At 57.7% G+C, this 16,871-nt stretch carries 12 protein-coding genes; 7 read left to right on the top strand and 5 right to left on the bottom strand.

Annotated features, from left to right (window positions below):
• Positions 1–168: 168 nt before the first annotated feature.
• Entirely contained in the window at positions 169–2,073 is a 1,905-nt protein-coding gene (locus BLS41_RS27880) for a hypothetical protein (protein WP_253189778.1), read from the top strand.
• Between the two features lie 168 nt (positions 2,074–2,241).
• On the opposite strand, the gene BLS41_RS27875 is transcribed toward BLS41_RS27880, so the two are convergent.
• From BLS41_RS27875 to BLS41_RS27860, 4 genes are all read right to left on the bottom strand, one after another.
• A complete protein-coding gene (locus tag BLS41_RS27875; RefSeq protein WP_074770644.1) occupies positions 2,242–3,678 on the bottom strand; it encodes an aldehyde dehydrogenase (NADP(+)) in 1,437 nt (478 codons plus the stop codon).
• Between the two features lie 96 nt (positions 3,679–3,774).
• Positions 3,775–4,917: an MFS transporter gene (locus BLS41_RS27870; protein ID WP_253189777.1), complete on the bottom strand. Its 1,143-nt coding sequence runs from the start codon at positions 4,915–4,917 to the stop codon at positions 3,775–3,777.
• Between the two features lie 268 nt (positions 4,918–5,185).
• A complete protein-coding gene (locus BLS41_RS27865; RefSeq protein WP_074770640.1) occupies positions 5,186–6,169 on the bottom strand; it encodes a hypothetical protein in 984 nt (327 codons plus the stop codon).
• Between the two features lie 562 nt (positions 6,170–6,731).
• Complete coding sequence (locus tag BLS41_RS27860; protein WP_083380099.1) at positions 6,732–7,670, bottom strand: helix-turn-helix domain-containing protein; 939 nt, start codon at positions 7,668–7,670, stop codon at positions 6,732–6,734.
• Positions 7,671–8,898: 1,228 nt separating this feature from the next.
• Here BLS41_RS27860 and BLS41_RS27855 point away from each other — a divergent pair.
• The 3 genes from BLS41_RS27855 (at position 8,899) to BLS41_RS27845 (ending at position 13,673) form a co-directional block, all read left to right on the top strand.
• Entirely contained in the window at positions 8,899–9,924 is a 1,026-nt protein-coding gene (locus tag BLS41_RS27855) for a porin (RefSeq protein WP_074770638.1), read from the top strand.
• A 1,247-nt stretch (positions 9,925–11,171) separates the two neighbouring features.
• Entirely contained in the window at positions 11,172–12,167 is a 996-nt protein-coding gene (locus tag BLS41_RS27850) for a helix-turn-helix domain-containing protein (protein ID WP_253189776.1), read from the top strand.
• A gap of 333 nt (positions 12,168–12,500) precedes the next feature.
• Entirely contained in the window at positions 12,501–13,673 is a 1,173-nt protein-coding gene (locus BLS41_RS27845) for a lactonase family protein (RefSeq protein WP_253189775.1), read from the top strand.
• Between the two features lie 4 nt (positions 13,674–13,677).
• Here BLS41_RS27845 and BLS41_RS27840 read toward each other — a convergent pair whose 3' ends face one another.
• Entirely contained in the window at positions 13,678–14,442 is a 765-nt protein-coding gene (locus tag BLS41_RS27840; protein ID WP_074770632.1) for a hypothetical protein, read from the bottom strand.
• A 278-nt stretch (positions 14,443–14,720) separates the two neighbouring features.
• Between BLS41_RS27840 and BLS41_RS40010 the strand changes: the two genes are divergently transcribed.
• The 3 genes from BLS41_RS40010 (at position 14,721) to BLS41_RS27830 (ending at position 16,809) form a co-directional block, all read left to right on the top strand.
• Positions 14,721–14,846 carry a hypothetical protein gene (locus tag BLS41_RS40010; protein ID WP_290439535.1) on the top strand — a complete coding sequence of 42 codons (126 nt, stop codon included), beginning with the start codon at positions 14,721–14,723 and terminating at the stop codon, positions 14,844–14,846.
• A 3-nt stretch (positions 14,847–14,849) separates the two neighbouring features.
• Positions 14,850–15,074 (top strand): cupin domain-containing protein, encoded by a 225-nt coding sequence (locus BLS41_RS39710; protein ID WP_290439539.1) that lies wholly within the window; start codon positions 14,850–14,852, stop codon positions 15,072–15,074.
• 262 nt (positions 15,075–15,336) lie between these two features.
• Entirely contained in the window at positions 15,337–16,809 is a 1,473-nt protein-coding gene (locus tag BLS41_RS27830; RefSeq protein ID WP_083380146.1) for a chitinase, read from the top strand.
• The last annotated feature ends 62 nt before the right edge of the window (positions 16,810–16,871 follow it).

Below are 16,871 nucleotides of genomic sequence, written 5' to 3'. Positions count from 1 at the left end.
TCCAGAGAAATGCAGGAAAAAAGTGGTAATACGCAAGAAGTCGAAGTAAGGAAGAAAACCATAACGCGTTGACTAGAATAGCGACGCAGGAGGCCGTTGAGCGGTGTAGTCCGCCGCTCAACCAAGCATAATTAACGGAGGCATTTCGCTGTGTATTTAAACTCGTCTTTGAAAAAGCTCCTGGCTTATTCGGCCATCGGGGGCACGTGGATTGTCATCTCGGCAGGCGCGCAGGCCGCGACGCAAACTGCTACCCAAGGCACGGCATTGCTCGACCGCCTGGGCCCGGTGACTTCCGATCTGTATGTGGCGAATGCCGACGGTAGCGACGAACACAAACTGCTGCAAACTCCCGGCTTCGACTACCACGCTTCTTTCTCGAAAGACGGTCAGTGGATCGTCTTTACGTCGGAGCGCGACGGTTACGGCGAAGCGAATCTGTATCGCGTGAAAGTGGACGGCACCGATCTGAAGCGTCTGACCGATCACATCGCCATCGACGACGCGGCCGTTGTTTCCCCCACCGATCCTAATGTCATCGCCTTTGTTTCGTCGCGTCGCGGTGAAGACAAGTTCGGCACGACCAACATCTGGACGCTGAACATCGCGACCGGCGCACTGAAAAACGTCACCGGCGATATCAAATTCGATCCGAGCAAGCCGCATAGCTTCTTCCGTCCGTCGTGGTCGCCGGATGGCAAGTGGATCGCGCTGTCTTCCGACATCGGCTCCGAGTGGCGCGGTCACAATCTGCCGGTCGGCTGGGAGCGTACGCAGGAAAGCAGCATCTACATCATTCATCCCGATGGCTCGGGCTGGAAGAAAGTGGCCAGCAACCCCGGCTTCGACGAAGGTTCGCCGTCGTGGTCGCCCGATGGCAAGCGCGTCGCGTTCTATGAAACGCCGGTCGAATCGACCTGGGGTGCGCACCGTCCTGAGTTGATCAACAAGGTCAGCTCGCAAATCGTTTCGGTCAATCTGTCGGACCTGTCGCGGACCCAGTTGACGTCGACGCCGGGCTTCAAGGTGTTCCCGCAATATATCTCGGACACCAACGTTGCTTATCACGTGAAGGGCGGCGAAACCGAAGGTCTGTACACGACCGCTGGCGCATTCCGTTCGACCGCGAACTCGGGTATCCGCTCGCCGCATTATTCGGCGGACGGCAGCAAGGTGGTTTACGAAAAGATCACGATGCGTCCGGCGCATCCGAACGGCACGCCGATGTTCAGCTTCGACCCCGCATGGAACTACCGTTATATCGACGTGTTCCCGCAATTGTCGGCGGATCACAAGAAGCTGGTGTACACGGAAAAGGCGATGGGCTCGTCGATTGCCGTCATCAATCCGGACTTCACCGGCTATCAGCGCATCTACGATCCGGCCAGCAGCGGTCTGGATCCGGACATGATCAAGAAGGGCCTCGCGGGTGCATTCCAGCCGACGTGGTCGCCGAATCGCGAGTGGGTGGCGTTCGGTATCGGCGACTGGTTCTTCACGCGTGGCATGGGCCCGGGCCGTATCGCACGGATCAAGGCGGACGGCAGCATGGACAACAAGCCGGAGATCCTGACCGACGGTTCGATCAATGCCGGTTTCCCGAGCTACTCGCCGGACGGCAAGAAGATCGTGTACCGCGTGTGGAGCCCGAAGGTTCAGGGTCTGCGCGTTCTGGATCTCGACACGCGCGAGACGAAGGTGCTGACGACCGAAGCGGACAACCTGCCGGGCTGGTCGCCGGACGGCAGCAAGATCGTGTTCACGCGCAAGGAAATCAACCCGACCGATCCGAACAAGTTCCACTACGACGTGTACACGATCAAGCCGGATGGCTCGGACGTGACGCGTCTGACCACGCCGGGTGCAAACCAGGGTCACGCTGTGTGGCTTTATGATGGTCGGATTGGCTATAGCTCGGGTGTCTACGGTTTCCGCGACGAACTCGCGCTGTACGACAACACGTTCCAGCCCGACGGCCAGAACTGGGTGATGAATGCCGATGGCTCGGATCAGCACGCGATCACCGATACGCTGTGGGAAGATTCGATGCCGCTGTACGTGCCGAATCAGTAAGTTGGTTTGTGATGTGATGTAGTCGAAGCGCCGTGCGAGAGCACGGCGCTTTTTTTATGGCGCTTCAGTCTCGCTTAACACGCAGGCGACGACAAACAAAAATGCCCGCGAGAGTGGGACTCGTCGCGGGCATCCGGGTACGTCGAACAAGCTATTTATTCACCGATATCAGCAGGGACGTCCCGCGCGTTCAGCCAGCCACGCCGGTGCGCTTTGAAGCGCGACAGGCCGCAGGAAACGATCCATCGCCGCATAGCCGACCGAGGTCGTGAATGGTTCCGTCGATGCAGGCCACGGGCCGCCGTGCTGCTGGCTGCGCGTCACGGCCACGCCGGTAGGCACGCCGCTGAACAGAACGCGTCCGGCAATTTGCGTCGCGCAGCGCGTGATACGGCGCACGTCGGCGGAATCGTTTTCTGCGCCCCACAAGGTGACCGTCAAGCTTCCGCCGACAGCGTTGAGAACCTTGACGACTTCATCTGCCGACTTCACGCGCACGACCAGGCAGGCGGGACCAAAAACTTCTTCGCGCAACGCGTGATCGGCGATGAAGTTCTCCGCGCTGGTTCGCGCGAGCAACGGACGTGGCGGCGCAGTGTCGTCGCCATTCGAGTCTGATGGCAGAACAGTTTGCACACCTGGCGTGCCAGTCAGACGCGCAACGCCTGCATCGAAGTTGCGCTTCATGCCGGGCGTCAGCATCGTGTGGGTCTTTTTTGTTTGCAGCGCATCACGCAGCGCGTTCTCGAACCGGTCGGCGTCCGCGCCTTCGAACAGAACGACAACACCAGGACTCGTGCAAATCTGCCCAGAACCGAATTCGATCGATGACGCCAACGCTTGCGCCAGTTCTTCGGCCTGTGCGGCGAGTGCAGGCGGCAGTGCGATCATCGGGTTGATCGAGCCGAGTTCGCCATAGAACGGAATAGGCCGCGGACGCGCATTCGCTTCTGCCCACAATGCCGAACCGCCTTTGTACGAGCCGGTGAAAGCAACGGCCGCGATGGCGGGATTGCGCACTAGCGCGACGCCCACGTCGATGCTCGCACCTTCGACGAAGCCGATCACACCGGCAGACAATTCCTGCCTGGCCAGTACCGATTGCGCGAGTTCGAAAACGCGGCGCGACAGTTTCGGATGACCCGGATGCGCCTTCACGACGACCGGGCAGCCGGCGGCAAGGGCGGACGCGGTATCGCCGCCCAGAACTGAAAACGCCAGCGGGAAGTTGCTAGCCGAGAACATCGCGACCGGTCCGAGCGGAATGCGCACGCGAGTCAGATGCGGACGTCCTACGGGCGGTGCGCCTGCGATGGCTTCGTCGTCGGTCAGCGAGAAGGCGCTGCCTGCTTCGATATGGTCGGCGAATCCGTTTAGCTGGAACGCGGTGCGGTCGAGTTCGCCATTCAGTCGTGCGGCGCCCAGTGAGCTTTCTTCATCGGCGAGGCGGACCAGTTCTTCGCGATTGGCGACCAGCACAGCGCCCAGTCCACGCAGAAGTTCTGCGCGCGTTTGCGCGGATGACTGAGCCCAATCGTCGGCTGCGCTCGCCGCCGCCGTGACGGCAGCCTGAATCTGCGCGGCGGTGTATTCCTGAATCTGCATGACTACTCCAAAAAGGATGGAAGATAAATCTCGTATACGGATGGGCGTTGGCCGCGGCGGTTGGTGTTATCCGCATTGAGTTCGGAGCGTGTCGCTCTACGAAGTCGTCAATTTCGCCCGCTGAGCCAGCGACGGAAACAGCCTCATCCAGAGCGCCACGATCAACACCGTGCTCGCTCCGCCGACCAGCACGGAAGGAACCGCGCCGAGCCAGCCGGCCGTTATGCCGGACTCGAATTCGCCCAGTTGATTCGATGCGCCAATGAAGATCGAATTGACGGCGCTCACACGGCCGCGCATCTCGTTAGGCGTTTCCAGTTGCACCAGCGATTGCCGCACGACGACGCTGACCATATCGAATGCGCCGGTTAGCATCAGCGCGACCAGCGACAACATGAATGAGTGGGAGAGCGCGAAAACCAGCGTCGAAAGGCCGTATAGCGCGACCGAGCCGAACATCATTTTTCCGACACGCCGCTGGATCGGATAGCGTGCGAGGTAGAGAGAGACTAGTAACGCGCCTACTGCAGGCGCCGAACGCAAGAGCCCCAATCCCCACGAGCCGATATGCAGAACATCACGCGCAAAGATCGGCAATAGCGCGGTTGCGCCGCCGAAAAGAACCGCGAATAGATCGAGTGAAATCGCGCCGAGTACTTCTTTGCGCATCCAGATAAGGTTGATGCCCGCGAACAGGCTTTGGAGTGTCACCTGCTCGCGAGGCGGACGTACATGTTGATGACGGATCAGGTAGACCATCACGGCCGCGAACAGGCACATTCCCGCGCACACGCCATACACGACAGATGCACCTGCCACATAGATAAAGCCGCCAATCGCCGGCCCGATGATGGTGGCGCATTGCGATCCGGCGGAATTGATGGCGAGCGCCTGCGGTAATGCGGGCAGCGGCACGAGCGTGGGCAGAAGCGCCTGCTGCGTAGGCAACTGGAAGGCTTTCGCCATACCTAGTCCGATCGACGCGAGCAGGATGACTTCGCGCCCCAGCCAGCCTCCCAACGTGCCCGCAATCAGGAGCATGGCTACGCTGAACTGTCCTATCAGGCAAGCCATCAGAATGAAGCGGCGATCATACCGATCCGCGACCTGACCCACGATCAGACAGAGCGCGAGTGCAGGAACAAACTGCGCCAGGCCGACCATGCCGAGGTCATACGCGCTGTGCGTGATGTCATACATCTGCCAGGCGACGATCACCATGAGCATCTGATTGGACATGGTCGTCGCAACGCGGCTCAGAAAGAAGTATCGGAAAGATGAAATCTCGAGAACCGGGTTCTTCATGAAAAAAATAGACTGATAGAGAACTGCACAACACACTGCGCACGACATTCAGAACCGCGTAAAAAACGACGCGGACGTTTCGACAATGCGACCAGAAAAGCACTCAAACTGAACAGCAACAGAACATCAAACCTGTTTCTCAAACGACTATTGGCGACCCGATCAAGGAGTCGCCAATAGGCAGGTTCACTACAGACGCCGATTAGAAATGGATTTCAGCCTGGAACATCGGAACCGATGTAATCGTGCCGACCGTTTCGCTAGTCGGTGAACCGTACATGTGGTACCAGTACTCGTAACCGAAGCCCGCATAAACCGTTCGCGGATGACCGATGAATGAGCCGAGGTCTGCGAGCAACGAAGCGCGGGTGAGGAATTCGGTCTTCGTCTGAACGCCGAAGCCGTCCTTGCCCTTCGGACCGGTCATGCTGGCGAAGCCACGGAACATCAGCGGCACAGGACCCACGCGGAACGGATACAGCCACGAGCTTTCGATGTGCCATGCAGCGTTGTAGTGCACGTCCACGCCGACGATACCGTTGTGGTTGCTTTCGGTCCGCACACCTGCGGTCAGGTTCCAGAAGCCTCGCGGCAGCGCGAATTCGATAGTCGGACCGAGAACGAGCATGCGGGCACGTTGTGCGTAGGCGTCGTTCTTTGCACCGAACTCATAACCGCCGGTCAGGCCCACGTCGCGAATCACGCCGATACCGATCTGCTTGCCGAAGATCTTGCTGGCGCTCAGCGTGACGCGGCCCACGCTATACACTTCCTGCGCGCCACTCGTATTCGGGCCGCCAACCTCGGGATTCGCGGAGTTCGACACGAGATAGTCGACGTTGAATGCGTAGCTACCGAAGCGGAAACCGCCGGTCGTCGTCAGGTAGCCGATGTTCTGCGTAACCTTGTCGGCAACGCCCGGGTAGTGGAAGTTGCTGCCGACGCGATAGCCGATAAATGTATCGTTCCACGACACCGGCGGCACACCGGTCTGCTCGCCCGACTTCAGATCCGGAAAGGTGAGAGGCGCGTTAGCGTTCGCCGGAGTCTGCTGGGTCGACTGCGCCTGCGACGGTGCGGACTCGGTGGGAGCCGTGACCTCTTCGGCGAAACCGAACTCGCTCAAACAGCAGAACATGGCCACGCCGAGAAGCGGCTTGCGCAAAGCTTTAGAAATTTTTTTCATGTCTCCGTCCATATAGATTTTTTTATCGGCTCCGGTTCCGCTCAACTCTGTTGATGACGTAATGGGAGCCAGATACCCGAGGCGCAGCTGTCAAAGCCGGTCGACGTACCGTTTCAGCAAAAGGCTGGCGATGTGCCAACTCGACGCTGTGCGTTTTATTTGAATGTGCTTTCTGTCTCCGTCGAAATTGGACTTTTGTTTATTGGCGAGGCGTGGCCGTTTTCGACTCTTGATTCGCCGCACCGTGGGCAACTAGCTGATCAATCCGGCACTGGACAGTTCTGTCGCGGTGGTTGGAGGGAATAGTATTGGATGGCCGCGCGTCTGCCTTTACACAAAAGTGAGATTCGCTGGCATTTTTTGCTGCACGTCCGGAGGAGGATGTAGTCCGCGATTGCGGACTGATTTGCACCGGTGGAGTTAGTGCGAAACGGGGCGCTTCAGCTTGAAGACAGAGCTGGGAGTCGGAGAAGAATCGAGAAGAGAAAGAAGGCCGGGAAAGAGGGGGAGGCTTCGCCGCCAATAAGAAAGACGAATGCGAAGCCTCTTGCGCAGTGGCGATTTATTTCGTGCGTTGGGACTGCTCTCTGGCAGTCACCCGGAACTGACTCGGCGCTTCGCCGACCTCTCTGCGGAAGAAGCGCGTGAAGTACGCGGCATCCGAGAAGCCGAGCCCGAAGGCGATCTGTTCTACCGACATCTCGCCGAAAATCAGATTCCGCTTCGCCTCGGTGATGATGCGCGCGTGGATCATCTTGGTCGGACTTTGCCCGGTGGCAGCCGCGCAGGCCGCACGCAACTGAACCAGAGACACCGCCATCTTCGACGCGTAGGCCTGCAACGGCAGGTTCTGCCGGTAATGTTGATCGATCAGTTCACGAAAGCGGTCGGCCAGGCGGATCTCGTTGCGTGATGCACCGCCATTGTCGGGCTGGTCGAGTTGGGTTCCGCGAACCAGCATCAGGAAGATCTGGGTCAACAGGGCCTCTGTTCCGACCACATGACCGAACGTCTTCGATTCGAGTTCCTGTGCGAGCCGCGTGACCAGGCCGAAGAACTCAGCGGCGGACCCGGCTGCCGAAGACAGCGCGATCATTCGGGGCAGCGACCACAACTGGATGAACTCGTGGAGTCTGGCGTTGACCTGGGTCAGATAAGACACCTCGATTGTCACGACCCATCTGTCTACATCGATTTCGTAATCGAGTCCGTGCACGCACTCTGTTGGCAGCAGCAATACGCAGGGCCCCTCGAACGGGACGCTCGAACCTTCTAGATTCATTACGCCACGACCGCTGCGAACGAAGATCACCTGGCCGTATTCCGGGTGCGCATGAGGTTCGGTTCGCCAACGGCCCCGCTCGGTCACGTGGCCGATATTCACAAACCACTTCTCTTCTTCTTCAGGGCGGTCGACATACAAACGGACCTTCGGTACCGTTTTCAGCGCTACTTTGTTGTTCGGTTGGCGTTGATATTTTGTCATCGCACTGTGTGTCATAAAGTCTCCTTGGCGAAGATCAACGGGTCGATCTGATGAAGGCCGGTCGTCGCATCACGGCGCTTGCGCAGAAAGATTTTCCGGCACTGTCCCCTTTAAAACCCTATCTCACCGGTCAAACCGCGGCAAGTCGTTCTCGCGACGCTATGAGCGGCGGCTGACTCTGATCAAGAACCGGGTCGCAAACTTTGACGCGACGAGCGGTGGGTTTGTTTCAGGAAAACGTGAGCGCCAAAACCGCAAGCATGACATATGTCGCGACAAGGTTGCTGTCCAGCTTGCACTGAGCGCTGGATTTGGGTCTCGCTGAGCCGGACGAGTAAGGCTCCAGGAGCGATCGTGCCCTATCTAACCGACAGAAAAAAATGCCAGTGAATCTACGTTTTGTGTAAGGACTATCGATCGGGCATCAAATATTCTTACAACAGAGACAGGTCCCCAGCGATGAGGCTCGCTCAGAGAGCGCTGATGAGACACCAAACACCGCCTACATGACCATGCAAAAAAATGCAGGCAACAAAGTGAAAGCCGCCGGAGACGGGCGGCTGGCATCGCTATTTTTTCGCGTCGCCTGAATGCCTGCAAGCAGGCTAAGGCGGCGCGATGCAGTAGCCGTTCAATTCCAATAAAAATGCAATGGAGACGCACATGCGGGAAGGGACACCTCGTAGCCTGTTCGGCGCCATACGAGTCATTGCCGCGAGACGGACGCGACATTGCAACTCGACGCCGGAAAGAACGGGCCGCACGGACCATGCGTGTGCGAAGGTTCGCCGCGAATCGTGCAGCGTCGCCATTGGCCGTTCGGTTGACGAGAGTTCCTCGTTCTACCTCTGGCGTCTTCTCGCCACCTCTTCTTCTGTTCTGACAGCCAGCATCTTCGACTGCTTTGGCTTCGACATCTTGCACCAGTGCTTCTACAGCGCGATTCGCACTCCACGTTCAACTTGCAGCACCGCGCTTTTTCAATTCGACAAAGGGATACCGATCCCACTCCGGCTACTTAAGCCCCAACCCTCTTCTGCTCACGCTGCTACGTGCGAACTGCGCACCGGCGAGACACTCACGGCATTTCTTGTGGCTTAGCCGCCAACTTCATTCTGGTTACTTTCAAAGGCACGATGTTTTCTGGAAATTAGAAATACGAACGAAATCATAAATTCTCAATTCGGCGCAACAGACCGCTGAATGATGAATTTTAAAGAACACACATTGATTCGGAGACTAGATGAAAAAGTGGCTCACTCTCGTGTCGGGCGTTGCATCGGCGTGTGCGTTTAACGCGGCTTATGCGCAGTCGTCGGTGACGCTCTATGGCGTCATCGACAACGGCATCGAGTATCAGAATGCAGGCAGCGGCGGAGCGGTTCGCGCCACGTCGGGCGGCCTGTTCGCAAGCCGGTACGGGCTGAAGGGCAGTGAAGACATTGGCAATGGACTGCACGTCAATTTTCAGTTGGAGCAAGGATTCAGCGGTGCGACTGGCGCGGCCGCGAGTGCAACGGCAGCGTTTAATCGTCAGGCGTGGGTGGGGTTGTCGGGTGATTTCGGCGAGACACGGATCGGTCTGCAGAATACGCCGCAGTACATCTTCCTGAATCCCGAACTAGATCCTCTGGCGGTCATGAGTATCGGGTCGCCGATGAACAACTTCAACACCTTGACTGTTCGCGTGAATAACGCGATCTCGTACTTCACGCCGACGATCTATGGTTTGACAGCACAGTTCATGGTCGCGATGCGCGATTCGACGACCAAGCCGTCCAACGGGTTCCAGTTCTATAACGCGGTGGTCCGCTACGTCAACGGCCCATTCCATCTCGCTGCCGGTTACGAGCAGGCCGACAATGCAACTGGAACTTCGACGCTGAAAGTGTTGAACGTCGGTTCGTCGATTACCGTGGGGAATGCGCAGTTCTATCTGGCGTATCACAACGAACGTCAAACCGACAACAGCGTGAAGCGGGACGTGTACGCCGCATCGACGTCATACTCGTTCACTCCCGCCGACGATCTCTCGGTAATGTACGGTTACGCACATGACCGCACGGGCGCGGGCAATAACGCACAGCAAATCGGTCTGACTTACGAGCATCTTCTTTCGAAGAGGACGACACTGTATGCATCGGCGGGCTTTATTCAGAACCGCGGCCTCGCGCAATTCAGTCTCAATGGTACTAACTATCAGGGTCTTAAGGGTGCACCGGGTGCGAATACACGCGGCGTAGCTTTGGGGATCATGCATCGCTTCTGATGCAGAGCACGCCGGTACTGTGAAAGCGGTGCCGGCGTTCGGGTAAATGACAGGTTTGTCTCACGGAAATGTATGGAAAAATATGAGCTGTTTCCGTGATATGTCAGCAGTGTTAGGATGGCATCGCTTCGCCGGGCGGCTTTAGTTTTTTGAAAGGTTATCCGCTATAAAAAGTGTGCTTATCCGGTTCTCGATAGAAGGTCGATGAGGCTTTCCTTCAAAGCTTGATCGAGGGTAAACACTGTCTTGATCTGCTGTTGTCGTATTCATTATTGAAGACGGAACGCAGAAGTATTCGTCAGAATGTTCGCCAACGCTGAACCTTTTTCAACGTCGGTGAGCCAACGCAGAGGCGATTTGATCGAGGCCCACGGGGCTGTTAAATTTCTGTGCCGAGCAGTGAACCTCTTCTATCGTACGACGATGGCGCGAGGCGAGGTGTAAGCCGATTCTGGATGAAGAATTGTGGTCACGTATCGAACCGTAGTTGCCGCCCTTGGTGCACATTTGCATCTGGCATGTTGGGCACAAGCTGGCGCCGCACCCGGCCGCGCTTGCGAGCACTCCGTTCGTGCTGACAATAGACTGACTCGCGCGCGGCCTCCTCAGTGGAACAGGTTATGGTTTGGGCGCGGCCGGAAGAGATCGGACGAGCCGAATAGAAGTTGGCGTTTGGGGCTGGTTGCTGACGGTCTTTCCAAACCCGTTGAGCGTGGTCGCCCAGATTGGCCTGGGGCAGATAGTGTTCGAGTCGTCGCCGGCTCACGCAACGGAGGCGGCCAGCAGATCAGGCCAGATTCTACTGCCCGAGCACCATACGGTTTCAGGCGTGCTGTCGCTCCCGGCGCCAGCGATATTCCTGCCGCCACGATTGGCGCGCACCTTTACGATGGCACGCAACTGCCACATCAGCCTGACACGACCTCCGCATCGCAAGAGCTTCAAGGTCGATCACTCAAAAAGCCCATAGCACTTCGCGCCGAGTACAGCGGCGTCCCCGGCAAGCATCGCCGGGCGGTTTGTTCTATAAGTTCCGCCATATCCGTATCTGCTGCAAGTGTCGCGGCGATATCCCCGGAACATTCTTCCAAACCGGTCGTGCGAGAAGGCTGCATTGAAGCGGCGCCGGTGATCGACAGTTCACTCAGCAAACCGGCTGGCAATCGCGCGATGAAGATTGGCGATCGCTCGACTAAAAAGATTGCGACCCATGCGGAATCAGACAGAGAACCTTTCCGCGTGAGCCATTGCATTTCAATGGCAGCCGCCGTCGAGTGCGATGTGGCCGCCAAGGAGACTTTATGACACATAGTGCCGTGGCAAAGTATCAGCCCAAGTCCGTTCCCAAAACGAAACGGGCCACCGTTCCAAAAGTTCGCCTGTACGTCGAGAAGCCTGAAACGAAGAACTGGTTCGTGCATGTCGGGCATGTCACCGAGCGGGGCCGCTGGCGCACCGAGCCCCATGCGCATCCCGCGTACGGTCAGGTTATTTTTGTTCGCAGTGGGCGCGGGGTGATGAACCTCGAAGGTAGCAGCGTGCCGTTTGAAGGCCCTTGTGCATTGCTGTTGCCGACCGAATGCGTTCATGGTCTCGACTACGAAATCGATGTCGACCGATGGGTGGTGACAATCGAAGTCTCCTATCTGACGCAGGTCAATGCGAAGCTTCGCGAGTTCATCTCGCTCTGGTCACTGGCCCGAATGATTCCGCTGTCCTATTCCGCTGAAGCCGGAATGGAGTTCTATAGCCTGATTAACAGCCTCAAACAGGAAGTCGAGTCGGAGGCGGTAGGCCATGTGGTCGGCACTCAGGCATTGCTCACGAGTCTTCTGCTGATGCTGGTTCGTGAAACACGTCTGGATCAGACCAGCAACGAAGGCGCAATTCGAAACGACATTCGTCAGGTAGACCGATTCCGCAAGCTGATTGATGAACACTACCGGGAGAACCTGCCGCTGCAAGACTATGCGTCGATGATGGCGGTGTCCCTGGTGCAATTGCGCGCGGCGTGTGCGTCAGCGTCGGAACAAAGCCCGACGAAGATGATTCACGCGCGCATCATCACTGAAGCGAAGCGTAACCTTATATTCGGCGATATGTCGGTGGAACAGATTGCCTTCTGGCTCGGCTTCGCCGACGCTGCGTACTTCACGCGCTTCTTCCGGCGAGAAGTGGGCCAGGCGCCGAGTCAGTTTCGCGTCGCCGCGCGGCAACAGCCTGAACGAAAGGTTTTGTCGTAGTAAGCTGCGCTCGCCAAGTCTTTATCGATGAAATGGAGAAGCTCGATCCTGGCGTCGGAGTAAGCGATGTCAACGTATCTGGTCGAACAGAAAAAATGCCAGCGAATCAGACTTTTGTGCAGGGACGCTCGCTGGTTAATCGAATACCCTTAAACCGATTGTTCTCGCCCGATGGCACTCAAAGCTCTGGTCATTTGCATGGAGACAGATCAGCGGCATGCCGGAAAGAGAACAATGGATGACTACTTTCTCGCGGCTATCGGTACTTGAGCGCGAGCAGTATTCATTTCTCTCACACCCTCTGTGTCTCAACATTACTCGAATATGACCCGGTTGTTCCAGAGAAATAGCCTGGCGCGCTTCGGCGTGCTGGCTGCACTTTCCGTGCTTACCCTGTCCGCTTGCACGCTCGACAAACCTGCTGGCGCTGCCGCAACTTCGTCGGCGTCGGCGCACTCCGAATTCGTCTACATCGGCACGTTGCAGAGCCAGATAAGCGGACTGCGCCTCGACACTTCCACTGGCGAATTAACGGCAATCGGCACCGTTGCTCAAGGCCTCAAATCGACGTGGGTGACCGCGCATCCCGAGTTGCCGATTCTTTATGGCGTCGACGATGACAGCGCCAAGGAAGGCAGTATCACTGCCTACTCGGTGAATCGCGATACGGGTACGCTCAACCCGATCAACGCGACGCACACGGGCGGCCACGGCACGACGTTTTTGCGTTTCGATGTCCCCTCGAATACGCTGCTCGGTGCCAATTACAACAGTGGGTCCGTGTCGAGTGTCGCAGTCAATGCCGACGGCAGCATGGGACCTCTCGTGTCTACGGTAACGGAAACAGGGTCCGGGCCAAGTCGCCGGCAGACGAGCGCGCACGCGCACAGCATTGCAATCGATCCGACCGGGCGCTACGCGCTCGTTCCCGATCTGGGCGCGGATCGCGTGTTCATCTATCGCTTTGATCGCGCAACGCGCGCTCTGTCAAAAGATGACGGCGCCGGTCAGCATGAGTTCGTTGCGCCGGCGGGAAGCGGTCCTCGTCATCTCGCGTTCGGGTCGAGCGGTCAATACGTTTATCTGCTGACGGAGATGAGCGCGGAGATCATGGTGCTGCGTTGGAACGCAGTACAAGGTCATTTGGCGCTGGTGCAATCGCTGCCCACCAGCACTCAGAACTTTCAGGGCGTGAAGAGCGGAGCCGAGATTGCGGTCAGTCACGATGGGCGCTTCGCGTACGTCGAAGACCGCGGAGAGAATTCGATCGTCGTTTATCGAATTAGCCCGGAATCGGGGGAGCTGTCGCTCCTTCAGCGCATTTCGTCCGGTGGTGACAAGCCATGGGGATTCGGTATCGATGCGTCGGGAAAATGGCTGCTGGTCGCGAATCAACGTAGCGGCAAAGTGAATGTGTTCAGCGTCGATACTGCGTCCGGCATGGTGTCGGACACAGGCAAGTCGGCTGCCGTTACGTCGCCGACCAGTGTTGCGTTTGTGAAGTAACGTGCTATGTGACGCCCTCGCTCGATGAATCGACGGGGCGCCAGCGACCTGAATCAGGGCACAATTCCGCAGGTGTCCCGTTCACCAGAATCTGTTCGTGGGCCAGTTGCAACGAGGCCGAAGACACGACATCGAATGCGATGTTCAGCGCCCGCGCGACGCGGGCGTCTTCGATTGGCAATTCCCAGGTCAGGAAGATCTGCACGCTGTCCATGTTCTGCGTGAAGTCGGTCGCACTAAAACCGCTGCTGCCGCGCTGGATGACGCCGTGAGGCTGGCCGGTATCGAACACGACAACCGTGCCTCTGATGATGGGAATACGCAGACCTATAGACGGAAAGTGCAGGTCCTGGCCGCTGTCGTCGCACAGAAAGAGGTTGCAGAAGGCGGCTCCCCCGTACTGCGCGCCGTCATGGTGATATCTCGCGCCCCGGCAGGCCATGAGCGCCACGTCGCTGGACGCGAGTACTTCAGGCATGCCAAGCGCGGCTGTCCAATCCGACGCAGCCTGCACGCAGTGCTTATAGTCCGGCCATCGCATCAACGCTCGGGCCAGGGGCATGACCTCGACATCGCCGGGTTCCAGAATCACCTGCGACGATATTTCTCTTTCCCAGTCTGCTAGCAGACGTGCTGACGGTGCGGGTATGTCGACGGTGCCTGTCACCACGATATCGCTCACGCGGCGACTGCGGATCGCGTCGCCGCTCTGGAAATAAGACGTCACTACGTCTTGCGAGGGGTGCTGGGAGGAGTTCATCCAGCGCATTGTAGCGATTCCCAGAAACCGTTTCGATGCAAGCCGGACAGCGGCAATAGACTACAAACGAAGCGTTGGGGCATGGCTCATCGATGCGACCGGTTTCACTGAGGAAAATGCAGACGATAAAATTTAGTGAATAAAAAGTCTCATAATTTTTAAGGCTCAGTGTGAAAAATATATCAGGTGAATTCTATTCGCATGTTTGTGAAATTTGTTGATTTGTTTTATCTATAAATGAGGGTTAGTCTGGGTATGTCGGGAAGGCAATAAGCCAGGTGCATGACATGATCCAGCCAATCGATATCGAAGCAATCGCCCGCGGCGACATTCAGCCGTATTCGAACCAGGTGCTGACCAGCGTGAACGACCATGACGTTCATCTCAGCATCATGCAGGCGCCTTACTTCTAGCACCTGCATCCCGATTCAGATGAGACATTTGTTGTTGTCAAAGGCACGCTCGCGGTCGATATGGACGACGGAACCGTCAATCTGCAAAGAGGGCAGATGCTGACCGTGCCGGCGGGCGTGCGTCATCGAACGAGGCCGGTGACTGCACGTTCGGTCAATCTCACGGTTGAGAGGACCGACGCGACTACCTTCCGATGTGATGCGCCGCCGCATTGGACGGGTCCATGATCCGCATCTCGGGCGACCATGCGCTTACGCAGACATCCGTCCATCTGTTTCATGACAATTTTGAATAAAGTTAATAGCCAATCAATACGCATTTAAATATCATTTTTATATTCATAAAGCGTATAAATTCATTGTTATATGCTGAATCGTCTATCAAATAGGCAAACGTTTGCCAATAATACTCTCCGCATTCATACCGGGGACGTCGAGCGTGTCGGTTTGGCTCAGCGTCTCCTTAAAAAACGGAGAAGAAATGAAAAAAATGTCATCGAGGATTCTGCTTGCATCGGCCCTCAGCGTGGGTGCCGCCAGTAGTGCGTTCGCTACCGGAGTGTATGCACCGTATGTCGACGTCACCGCCTGGCCTACGCCCGCGTTCGACGTGATCGGCGTCCAGCAAGGTATCCAGCAGTTCACCATGGCCTTCGTGGTCGCCGGCAATAACCAGTGCGTTCCATCGTGGGGCGGCGTGCAGAACATCGGCGCCGGCAATACATCAGACCTGCTTACGTCCCTCTCCACGTCGCTGACCAACTACCGCGCGAAGGGCGGCGAAGTGTCGGTGTCGTTCGGCGGCGCCAACGGCGAGCCGCTAATGCAGGCCTGTACGACTGCGGCCACGTTGCAGAGCGCGTATCAGACGGTGATCGACAGCTACGCGGCGACGCACATCGACTTCGATATTGAAGGCGGCGCGCAGGAAGACACGGCGGCGATCACGCGCAATTTCCAGGCGGTCAAGGCGCTGCAGTCTGCGATGACGGCGAAGGGCTCGACGTTGCACGTCACGCTCACATTGCCGGTCATGCCGACGGGTTTGACGCAGGACGGTGTCAATATTCTTAACTCCGCGATTGCCAACAGCGTGACGTTCGACGCCATCAATGTGATGGCGATGGATTACGGCAGCGCGTCGATCGAGATGGGTTCGGCGGCGACACAGGCTGCCACGTCGCTGTACTCGCAACTCGACACGGCGTACAAGGCAGTCGGTCAGACGAAGACGGATGCGCAACTCTGGCAGATGGTCGGCATCACGCCGATGATCGGGATGAACGACGTGCAGGGCGAAACATTCACGCTCGCCGATGCGCAGACGGTGTTGAATGTTGCGCGCACTGACGATGTCGGCATGTTGAGCAACTGGTCGGTGGGACGCGATCAGTCGTGTCCGGGCAATGGCGCATACACGTCGTCGAGTTGCTCGGGCATTACACAGACGCCGTATGCGTTCGCCGCGATCTTCAGACAGATCAATGGTCACTGGGGCACGGGCGTGACGCAGGACGCGTCGTATAGCGGCTCGGCGGCCACCGGCAGCGCGGGTAGCAGCAGCTCGGGCAGCTCGTCGGGAAGCAGCTCCAGCAGTGGCTCGGGGAGCAGCGGTTCAGCTAGCAGCGGGTCGTCGGGATCGACAGGAACCGGTAGCACGGGAAGCTCAGGCACGACTACGCCGGCGAACGGCGCGGCATGGTCGTCCGCGCAGGTTTATACGGCCGGTATGACGGTGACTTATCAAGGCGCCACTTACAAGGCGCAATGGTGGACGCAAGGAGATGTGCCCGGGCAGGCCGCAGTGTGGACGCAGTTGTCGGGTCCGCTTGCGACGTGGTCGTCGACGATGGCTTATTCGGGCGGCACATGCGTGACCTACCTCAACGCGAAATATTGCGCGCAGTGGTGGACCCAGGGCGATACGCCGAGCAAGGGCGGGGTGTGGGTGCAGTCGAACTGATTGCTTCTCACGTATTGCGGGTTTGATGTGTCGCGGACGCAAGCCTGAAATGGCGATGCACG

Source organism: Paraburkholderia fungorum (assembly GCF_900099835.1).
GTDB classification, from domain to species: Bacteria; Pseudomonadota; Gammaproteobacteria; order Burkholderiales; family Burkholderiaceae; genus Paraburkholderia; species Paraburkholderia fungorum_A.
Note: the sequence above shows the minus strand (reverse complement) of the source record. Positions and strands in the feature narration are given on the sequence as shown.